The sequence below is a fragment of the Actinoplanes sp. NPDC048791 genome (assembly GCF_040650095.1).
In the GTDB taxonomy this organism is placed as follows: domain Bacteria; phylum Actinomycetota; class Actinomycetes; order Mycobacteriales; family Micromonosporaceae; genus Actinoplanes.
In genome coordinates this window covers 1-8206 of record NZ_JBEZGQ010000318.1, presented here as the reverse complement: position 1 = coordinate 8206, position 8206 = coordinate 1, and the positions used below count along the sequence as shown (strand labels likewise).

The following is an 8206-nucleotide window of genomic DNA, read 5'->3' as shown; positions in this document are numbered from 1 at the left end:
GATCTGCCCGTCCGGGTTCATGAGCGCCGCCGGCCCGCTGACCGCCGCCCATCCGCGCTCCCACCCGCATCCGGTGCCGACCGGCGCGCTGACCGCGTTCGCGCCGTTCGCACCGCCGCGCTGGGACCCGCCGCTGGGCTCTTACGCCTACCGTGATCTCTGGTACGCGGCCGGCGTGTGGAGCAGCCGGGCCACCCACGCTGCGCTGCCCGACCGGGACGTCAGCGGCGTGGTCCTGCTCGACGAGCCGGGCACCGGCGGCGCGGCGATCCTGCCGGACGGCTCGGTCCTGGCCGGGGGAGACCAGGCGATCGGGTACGGCGAGGAGGCGGTCGCGATCATCGACCGCTGGGAGGCGGCGGGCCGGCCGTCGATGCGGGCGTGGCAGATCACCCTCCAGCTCACCGGTGACCCGCAGGCGCCGATCTGGGCCCCGGCGGCCTGGTCGCTGCGCCCGGAGCGCCCTGGTCCACCCGTTTGAGGCGGGTCCAGCCGTCCCAGCCGCGCTCGCGCATGAGCTCCACGATCCGCGGCATCCGCGGATCGGCCTCGGCGGCGAGATTGTTCATCAGGTCGAACGGCATCTCGTCCTGCCACTCCGTACCCAGGTCGGGCTCGCCGGCGGCGTAGGCCCGGTCGAGCAGGCCGGCCATGAGGTCGGCGATCTCCGCCAGGCGCGACTCGTCGTCGGCGCTGCTGTCGCCGACCTCCGAGAGGACCCGGTAGAGCCGGACGAGCTGCGGGTCCTCCAGCTCGGCGAGCTTGTCCGCGATGACCGCGGGCATGTGCTCGGGCCACCGGGCCGCGAGCAGGATCCACCCGTCCCGCTCGCCCTCCAGGATCCGCGGCGACACCCCGAGCTCGCGCAGCCGGTCGAGATAGCAGATGACCTCCGACGGGAGCACCAGAGCGTCGCCGGCGGCGAGCTGCGCGATCCGCTTGCGGCTGAGCTCCAGCCGCTCGATCTCCTCGCGCAGGTCGTTGTCGATCTTCTCGACGGCATCGGCGAGGGCGTCGGCGTCGGCCTGCAGCATCAGGCCGATCTGCGACAGCGGTACGCCGGCGTCCGCGACCGTGCGGATCTTGATGAGGGCCACGGCTGCCGAGGCGCCGTACCGGCGGTAGCCCGACGCGTCCCGCTCCGGCTCGGGAAGGAGCCCGATCTGGTGATAGTGCCGCACCGTCCGCACGGTGACGCCGGCGTACGCCGCCAGCTGGCCGATCGTGAGCATGCTCCGATCCTCGCTCAGCTGATCCGGCGGCGGTAGGTGCGCATCGCGAAGGCCACGGTCACGACCAGGATGCCGATGCACCAGGCCAGGGCGGTCCAGATGTCCGAGCCCACCGGCTGCTCGGTGAACAGGGCCCGGAGCGTGTCGACGATCGAGGTCACCGGCTGGTTCTCGGCGAAGGCGCGGACCGGGCCCGGCATGGACTCGGTGGGCACGAAGGCCGAGCTGATGAACGGCAGGAAGATCAGCGGGTAGGCGAACCCGCTGGCGCCGTCCACCGAGCTCGCGGTCAGGCCGGGGATCACCGCGAGCCAGGTCAGCGCCAGGGTGAACAGGACCAGGATGCCGGCGACCGCGAGCCAGCCCAGCACACCCGTACCCGACCGGAAGCCCATCACCAGGGCGACCAGCAGGACCACCACGAGCGAGATCATGTTGGCGACCAGCGAGGTCAGGACGTGGGCCCACAGCACGGACGCCCGGGCGATCGGCATCGACTGGAACCGTTCGAAGATGCCGCCCTGCAGGTCCTGGAACAACCGGTACGCGGTGTAGGAGATGCCCGAGGCGATCGTGATGATCAGGATGCCGGGCAGCAGGTAGTTCACGTACGACCCGGTCCCGGTCCGGATCGCGCCACCGAGGACGTAGACGAACAGCAGCAGCATGGCGATCGGCGTGACCACCGTGGTGATGATGGTGTCGGGGCTGCGCACGATGTGGCGCAGCGAACGGCCCAGCAGGACGGCGGTGTCGCCGAGGAAGTGCTTGTTCATCGCTGTTCGCCCTTCGTGGCGGTGCCGACCAGAGTGAGGAAGACGTCCTCGAGCGTGGGCTGTTTCTCGACGTACTCGACCTTGGCCGGCGGCAGCAGCCGCTTGAGCTCGTCGAGGGTGCCGTCCACGATGATCCGGCCCTCGTGCAGGATCGCGATCCGGTCGGCGAGCTGCTCGGCCTCGTCGAGGTGCTGGGTCGTGAGCAGCACGGTCGTGCCGCCCTCGGCGAGCTCACGGACGGCCTGCCACACCTCGAGGCGGGCCTGCGGGTCCAGCCCGGTGGTCGGCTCGTCGAGGAAGATGACCGGCGGGTCGCCGATCAGGCTCATCGCGATGTCCAGCCGGCGGCGCATGCCCCCGGAGTACGTGCCCACCCGCCGGGCGCCCGCCTCGGTCAGCGAGAACCGCGCCAGCAGGTCGTCCGCGATCGTCCCCGGATTCCTGAGGTGCCGCAGCCGGGCGACCAGGACGAGGTTCTCCCGCCCGGTGAGGATCTCGTCGACCGCGGCGAACTGCCCGGTCAGGCTGATCGACTGGCGGACGTCGCCGCCCTGGGTCGTGACGTCGAACCCGTTGACCGTCGCGCTGCCGGCGTCGGCCTTGAGCAGGGTGGAGAGGATCCTCACCACCGTGGTCTTGCCGGCCCCGTTCGAGCCGAGCAGCGCGAAGATGCTGCCCCGCGCCACGTCGAGGTCCACGCCGCGCAGCACGCGCAGCTCCTTGTACGACTTCTCCAGGCCCCGCAGCTGGATCGCGGGTTCGCTCATGGGTGAGGTGCTCATGGCACCCAGGGTCCAGGGTTGACGTAGCGTCAGGGTCAAGCGTTTTGGAGATCAGGCCCGGAGATAGGCCAGGACGGCCAGCACCCGCCGGTTGGTGTCCTCGGCCGGCGGCAGGTCCAGCTTGGCCAGGATGCTGCCCACGTGCTTGCCGACGGCCGCCTCGGTCACGAACAGCCGGGCCGCGATCGCCGAGTTCGAGTGGCCCTCGGCGACCAGCCCCAGCACCTCCCGCTCGCGCGGGGACAGCGCCGCCAGCGGGTCCTTGGGCCGGCGCAGCAACCGGCGTACGACCTCGGGATCGACCACCGTGCCGCCGCCGACCACCGTCTGCAGCGAGGTCATGAACTCCTGCACGTCGACGATACGGTCCTTGAGCAGGTAGCCGACCCGCCGGCCGTCACCGGTGTCGAGCAGCGCGGCCGCATACTCCTCCTGCACGTACTGGCTCAGCACGACGACCGCCAGGCCCGGCTGCTCCCGGCGCAGGGTGACCGCCGCCTGCAGGCCCTCGTCGGTGAAGGTCGGTGGCATCCGGATGTCGGTGATCACCAGGTCGGGCCGGTGCTCAGCGGCCGCCGCGAGCAGCCCGGGGCCGTCACCGACCGCCGCCACCACCGCGCAGCCGAAGCGGGACAGCACCCCGACCAGGCCCTCGCGCAGCAGCACACCGTCCTCGGCCAGCACCACCCGGATCAGCTCTGCCACGGAAGCTCCACCCGGATCAGGGTAGGACCACCCGCGGGACTGGCCAGCAGCAGGCGGCCACCGACGGCGGCCACCCGGTCCGCGAGCCCGGTCAACCCGGTGCCGTGGGCGGGGTCGGCGCCACCGTGCCCGTCATCGCGTACCTCCAGGACCAGCATGTCGCCCGCCTGCGCGAGCAGCAGATCGGCGCGGCTCGCCGCGGCGTGTTTCACCACGTTGGCCAGGGCTTCCGAGGCCGCGAAGTAGGCCGTGCTCTCCAGGTGCGGAGCCGGACGTTGCAGGCCCTCCGCGACCGTGACCGTCACCGGCAGCGGCGAGCGGACCGTCAGCTCCCGCAGTGCCGCGGGCAGACCCAGGTCGGCCAGCGACTGCGGCCGGATGCCGTGGATCAGCTCCCGCAGCACCACCATCAGCTCCTTGGCCTCGTCGTGGGCCTGGGCCAGGGGCGCCGCGGCCGGCGAGTCCGGGGGCACGTCCAGCCGGGCCATGCCGAGCTGCAGGGTGAGGCTGGTGAGCCGGTGCTGGGCGCCGTCGTGCAGATCCCGCTCGATGCGCCGCCGCTCCGCCTCGAACGCGTCCACCAGCCGGGCCCGCGACTGCGCCACCGCCCGCAACGCCGTGCCGTCCCGGTCGCCGAGCAGCGCCCGCGCCGTGGCGGCCTGACCGGCGGCGATCAGGCCGAGCAGGTAGACCAGGACCGGGATCAGCAGCAGCCCGATGATCGCCAGCGGGATCGCCTGCCCGAGGGTGCTGACCCTGAACACCCCGAACTGCCAGCTGTCCGTGCCGGACGCGGCGAACAACGGGCTCACCAGGAAAGCGAAGTCGATCAGGGCGAGGAAGGCGTACATGCCGTAGACGACCGGGACGATCAGGCCCAGGAAGGCGCCGTAGAGGACCTCGCGCCAGGTGGCCGCCTCGGTATAGCGGACCCGCAGCCAGGTGATCGGGTCCGTGCGCAGCGGCCGGTGGGCCGACTGCACGGGCCGCTGGTCGATCAGGGCCAGCCGGCCACGTTCGACGGCGGCGAGCGGGATCGCGACCAGCGGTCCCGCCCCGGCGAACATCGCCAGGGCGGTGACCATCACGAACAGCAGCGGGCCGTCGATCACCCGGCCGTCGTTGAACCGCAGGCCGGCGGCCAGCCAGGGCAGGATGAGCGTGCCGAGTCCGACGCCGGCGACACCGGCGAGGGGCAGGGTGGTCAATCCGTAGAGGATCGCGCGCCACGGGCCCGACGAGAGCAGGTAGTGACGGCTGCGGAGGGCTTGCCAGGGAGTCTCGATTGTTGACACAGCGTCACGGTAATGACCGCCGCGGGGTCGTTCCCAGCCGTCCACGGCTACACCCGGGGTATGCCTGGCACTACCAGGTGCCGGCCCGGCGGGCCCGCCACGGCCGTCCGTCCGGGTCATAGATGAGCCTGTACGCCGGGACCGCCCACAACCGCTGCCACCAGGGCAGGCGCTCGGTCTCGTGGGGCACCAGCCGGCCCGGGGGACGCGGGCCCCGCTCGCCGTTCGCATGCCAGTCCCGCAACGCGTCGGCGGCGGCGCTGATCGTGCGCACCGCGTCGTCCGGGTCGATCAGCCCGTCGTCGTCGGTGCGGTCCAGGTGCTCACGCATGAGGGCGAGCCGCAGGTCACGCGCGTACTGGCGGGCGCCCTCACCCTCCCCGGCCGGATCCAGCGGCTCCCGCTCGTCACGGGTGTTGTCCAGCACCGCGCACGACAGCTCACTGTCGTGGGTCCACGAACGACGGTTGAAGTTGTCGCTGCCGGTGCTGGCCCAGACGTCGTCGACCACGCACACCTTGGCGTGCACGTAGACCGGGGTGCCCGCGTGGTTCTCCACGTCGAAGACGTGCACCCGCTCCGGGGCCGCCTTGCGGCACAGCTCGATGGCCTCCTCGCGGCCGACCTGGTTGGGCGGCAGGGCGAACCGGCCGTCCACGTCCGGGTGCCGGGGGACGACCGCGACCAGGTGCAGATTCTCGTTGTCGTTGAGCGCGTCCGCGAACAGCTGGGCGACCTCCTTGGACCACAGGTACTGGTCCTCGAGGTAGATCAGCCGGCGGGCCCGTTTGATGGCTTTGGTGTAGCCCCGGGCGATGCTCTGCTCACCCAGCCGGGCGAAGCCGTACGGCGGGCGCATCGCCGGATAGGTGCGCAAAACCTGGATGTCGTAGGGACCGCACTCGGGCGGATCCGGCGGCTGCGGCGGGAGCTTGTCGGCGTGCAGGTCGGCGCCGCGCAGCTTGTCCTCGACCGTGGAGATCGGGCCGTGCTGGTCCAGCGGCACCTTGTCGGTCCAGCGCTCACGGAAGGTGAGATCCAGGGCGCCGACCACCGGGCCGCGCAGGGCCAGCTGCACGTCGTGCCAGGGCGGATTTTTCCCGTACGCGGCGGCCATCGCGATCGGCTGCGGGTCACCGTGGTGGTCGGCGTCGTCGCGGCGGCTGTGGCACAGGTCGATGCCACCGGCGAAGGCGATGTCACGCTCCGGCTCGTCCGGGTGACGGATGATCACCAGCTTCTGGTGGTGCGAGCCGCCGCGGCGTACCCGCTGGTCGAGCAGCACCTCACCGCCCGCGGCGGCGATGTCGTCACCGAGGCTGCGGTTCTCCTCCTCGCTGTACGCCAGCTTGTCGACGTGCGAGCGCCAGAGCAGGCCCTTGACCACCACGCCGCGCTTGGCGGCCGCGGCGAACAGCTCGGCGATGGTCGGCCCGTCGTCGCGCATCCGCTCGTCCGGGTCACCCCGCCAGTCGGTGAAGAACAGGTGGTCGCCCTCACGCAGCGCTTCCACCTCGTTCACCAACCGGTCGAAATACGTTCGTCCGTGAATAAGCGGCTCGGCGGTGTTTCCCGTGCACCAGGTGGGTATGTCGGAGTCCGGGTTGCCACGCTCGTCCGCGGTCAGGAACCAGTCCTCCAGTGGCACGGGGCAGCCCTTCCGAGGTCGACGACGCCCTCACCGTAGGCCCCTTGACGGCCGAACGCACGCTGAAGCACGCGTCCCCGAGTGAGATGGGAAACACTCCATGACCACTGAGCCCCTGACCTCGACCGCCACCCCGGCCGACGCCTCGGAGCGCGGCCTGCTCATCGCCATGCTGCTGCTGGTGCTCGCCGGCGTGGGCGCGATGCTGCTGATGTCCTGAGCTGCCGATACCGAACCGTTGTGGCATGTGACGGATATGGGGCAGCGCCGGTTGGCGCGCCTGGCCCATACTCGTCGGCATGACGGGGGATCCGGGGTACAGCAGCGCAGTCATCGAGGTCCCGCAGGCGGAGGCGGCAGCAGGGACCAGCCGGACCGTCTGGTCGCCGACGCACGGCCCGCTCAACGTGGTGGTGCCCCCCGGCACCGTCGACGGGGCGGTGGTCTGGGTGCAGAGCCCGACCGCCGGCAACGTCGCCGTGACCATCCGGGTGTCGTCACCGTTCCCGCCGCCGCAGCCCTACCCGGGTGCTCCCGCGGCCGGTCCGGGTTACCCGCCGCCCGGCCAGCCCTACCCCGGCCAGCCTCATCCCGGCCAGCCCTTCCCGGGTCAGCCGTTCCCCGGCCAGCCTTTTCCCGGCCAGCCCCAGCCCTTCCCCGGCCAGCCCCAGGCCTTCGCCGGGCCGCCGCAGGCCGCGCCGCGTAACAACAAGCGCAATGCCGTGATCGGCGGCAGCCTCGTCGTGCTGCTCGCCCTGGGCTGCTGCGGCATCGTCCGCGTCTTCAGCGGGGACGACGACGACAGCCCGCAGGCCGGCAACCGCAACGGCGTGGCCGCGACCGCCGGCAGCACCGGCCCCAAGTCCACCACCCCGCTCGCCCCGGAGCAGTACGCCCAGGTGCTGGCGGCCTCCGACACGGCGATCGGCACAAGCTTCCGCAAGCTCGCCACCACCGACAGCGCGGCCTTCGCCAAGGCGGCGCCGACGGCCGTGACCACGATCCGCGCCGAGGCCGACAAGCTGCGCGCCGTCCAGCCACCCGCCGCCGCGGCGGCCGCACACGGCCAGCTGACCCTGGAGCTGCAGAGCCTCGGCGACATGGTCGACGAGTCGGCCTCGGCCAAGCAGGAATGCCCGGCCGCCTCCCCGTGGGCGACGGTCCTCCAGTCCGGCTGGGCCGACGGCATCCGCGAGGACGCGAAGAAGCTGGCGGCCGCCGACCCGGCGTTCAAGTTCGGCACGTTCCTGCCGGCGGCGCCCAAGGAAAGCAAGCGCCGCCTCAAGAACGGCACGTTCATCGCCCGCACGAGCACCGGCGGCTCCGGCCACCTGAAGATCAAGAACGGCGCGGACGACACCACGGTCAGCCTGGTCCCGGCCAAGGGCAAGAAGCCCAAGCCGGTCCTGACCGTGTACGTCCGAGGCGGCGCGACCTTCACGGCCAAGGGCGTGCGCGACGGCACGTACCGCGTCTACACGGCGTCGGGCGAGGACTGGGACAAGGGCAAGAAGGGCTTCACCCGGGACTGCTCGTTCAGCAAGTTCGACGACACGTTCAAGTTCAGCACGACGTCGTTCTCGGCCTCGATCTGGACGATTACCCTCACCCCGGTGATCGGCGGCAACGCCTCGACCAGCGACGTCGACCCGAAGTCCTTCCCCAACTGACCGACCCTGCCGGCACTTCTGGCGCTGCCGGCCTTGCTGGCACTGCCAGCGCTTCCGGCTCTGCTGGCCCGCCGGCCTTGCTGGCCCGCGTTCCCAGC

General features: G+C 71.7%; 7 protein-coding genes and 1 pseudogene. 2 read left to right on the top strand and 6 right to left on the bottom strand.

Going from position 1 to position 8206, the window contains the following annotated elements:
* Positions 1-481: pseudogene (locus tag AB0C29_RS22610) on the top strand (methyltransferase); the annotation flags it as partial.
* Here the strand turns inward: AB0C29_RS22610 and AB0C29_RS22605 are convergent.
* The 6 genes from AB0C29_RS22605 to AB0C29_RS22580 all read right to left on the bottom strand — a co-directional run bounded on the left by AB0C29_RS22605 (position 402) and on the right by AB0C29_RS22580 (position 6438).
* Positions 402-1232: a MerR family transcriptional regulator gene (locus AB0C29_RS22605; protein ID WP_360823263.1), complete on the bottom strand. Its 831-nt coding sequence runs from the start codon at positions 1230-1232 to the stop codon at positions 402-404. The pseudogene AB0C29_RS22610 and the gene AB0C29_RS22605 overlap by 80 nt on opposite strands.
* Positions 1233-1246: 14 nt before the next feature.
* The gene (locus AB0C29_RS22600) at positions 1247-2008 is read right to left on the bottom strand and encodes an ABC transporter permease (RefSeq protein WP_360823260.1); all 762 of its coding nucleotides are present in this window, start codon (positions 2006-2008) and stop codon (positions 1247-1249) included.
* Entirely contained in the window at positions 2005-2790 is a 786-nt protein-coding gene (locus AB0C29_RS22595; protein ID WP_360823257.1) for an ATP-binding cassette domain-containing protein, read from the bottom strand. The genes AB0C29_RS22600 and AB0C29_RS22595 overlap by 4 nt, the downstream gene beginning before the upstream one ends.
* Before the next feature lie 51 nt (positions 2791-2841).
* Positions 2842-3495 carry a response regulator transcription factor gene (locus tag AB0C29_RS22590; protein ID WP_360823255.1) on the bottom strand — a complete coding sequence of 218 codons (654 nt, stop codon included), beginning with the start codon at positions 3493-3495 and terminating at the stop codon, positions 2842-2844.
* Positions 3483-4790, bottom strand: a complete 1308-nt coding sequence (locus AB0C29_RS22585; RefSeq protein ID WP_360823252.1) for a sensor domain-containing protein — start codon at positions 4788-4790, stop codon at positions 3483-3485. Before AB0C29_RS22585 ends, AB0C29_RS22590 begins: the two co-directional genes overlap by 13 nt.
* Before the next feature lie 70 nt (positions 4791-4860).
* Positions 4861-6438, bottom strand: a complete 1578-nt coding sequence (locus AB0C29_RS22580; protein WP_360823249.1) for a phospholipase D-like domain-containing protein — start codon at positions 6436-6438, stop codon at positions 4861-4863.
* Positions 6439-6737: 299 nt separating this feature from the next.
* Between AB0C29_RS22580 and AB0C29_RS22575 the strand changes: the two genes are divergently transcribed.
* Positions 6738-8108, top strand: a complete 1371-nt coding sequence (locus AB0C29_RS22575) for a hypothetical protein (protein WP_360823246.1) — start codon at positions 6738-6740, stop codon at positions 8106-8108.
* Positions 8109-8206 lie beyond the last annotated feature (98 nt).

Coding starts and splice junctions, on each gene's coding strand:
- AB0C29_RS22605 (WP_360823263.1), bottom strand. CDS start 1,232: ATGCTCACGATCGGCCAGCTGGCGGCGTACGCCGGCGTCACCGTGCGG.
- AB0C29_RS22600 (WP_360823260.1), bottom strand. CDS start 2,008: ATGAACAAGCACTTCCTCGGCGACACCGCCGTCCTGCTGGGCCGTTCG.
- AB0C29_RS22595 (WP_360823257.1), bottom strand. CDS start 2,790: ATGAGCACCTCACCCATGAGCGAACCCGCGATCCAGCTGCGGGGCCTG.
- AB0C29_RS22575 (WP_360823246.1), top strand. CDS start 6,738: ATGACGGGGGATCCGGGGTACAGCAGCGCAGTCATCGAGGTCCCGCAG.